The following is a 999-nucleotide window of genomic DNA, read 5'->3' on the forward strand; positions in this document are numbered from 1 at the left end:
GGCGCTATCCCGCGAGCCGATGCTGCTGCGCTTGCTGAACGCCGGGGGCGACGCCAACGCGCATGAAAGCGATACGCGCACGCTGGCCCTGTCCTACGCCTTTTCGGCCGGCGTGCATCGGGGCGACTGGCGCGCCTATTACAGACTGCTGGACCATGGCGCGGACATCAATCTGAGCGCCGATGGCGGCCCCACCATCGCGCGCTGGGCCTCCTCGCTCGGCCGTTTCGACAAGGTCGTGGAGTTGCTGGACCGGGGCTATCGCCACGACCTTCCCGCGCTCGCCCGGTCGGTGCAGAGCCGCAACGTGCCGGACAAGGCGAAGGACATGCAGGCGCAGTTGCTGGCGCGGATCAACGCGCTGATCGAACAGGAGAAAGCAGCGCGCTGAGGCGATGCCCTGCCCTGGCCGCAGGTTATTGCGGGCAACAAAAAAGGGACCGGAAACCGGCCCCTTTCCTGTTTTCGTGGTTTCCGAAGAAACTTAGCGCTTCGAGAACTGGAAGCTACGACGGGCCTTCGCCTTGCCGTACTTCTTACGTTCGACAACGCGGCTGTCGCGGGTCAGGAAGCCTTCGGCCTTGACCGCGCTGCGCAGCGCCGGTTCATATTTGGACAGCGCCTGGGCGATGCCATGCTTGACCGCGCCGGCCTGACCCGAGAGGCCACCGCCCTTGACAGTGCAGATCACGTCATACTGACCTTCGCGCTCGGTGACGCCGAAGGGCTGGTTGATAACCAGACGCAGGGTCGGACGCGCGAAATAGATTTCCTGATCGCGGCCGTTGACCGTGATCTTGCCGGTGCCCGGCTTCACCCAGACGCGGGCCACGGCGTCCTTACGACGGCCGGTGGCGTAGGCGCGGCCGAGGCCGTCGATTTCCTGGGCGCGCAGCGGCGCGGAAGGCTGAACCGGGGCTACGGGCGCCGCATCGGCTTCGACCTGGTCAGCGACGGGCGCGGTCGCCGGAGCAGCAGCGGCCGGAGCGGCGGCAGGGG

The 999-nt window shown here is 67.0% G+C and carries 2 protein-coding genes; one reads left to right on the plus strand and one right to left on the minus strand.

Translation table 11 applies throughout. The features are described 5' to 3' along the window. Positions 1-391, plus strand: a 391-nt coding sequence (locus tag C100_RS48595; protein WP_037530051.1) for a hypothetical protein, incomplete at its 5' end; no start/stop codon positions are given. Positions 392-484: 93 nt separating this feature from the next. Here C100_RS48595 and rpsI read toward each other — a convergent pair. Then, positions 485-999: 30S ribosomal protein S9 (gene rpsI, locus C100_RS33125; RefSeq protein ID WP_024019330.1), on the minus strand; the 515-nt coding region annotated here is incomplete at its 5' end.

This window comes from Sphingobium sp. C100 (assembly GCF_000508185.1).
GTDB lineage: Bacteria > Pseudomonadota > Alphaproteobacteria > Sphingomonadales > Sphingomonadaceae > Sphingobium.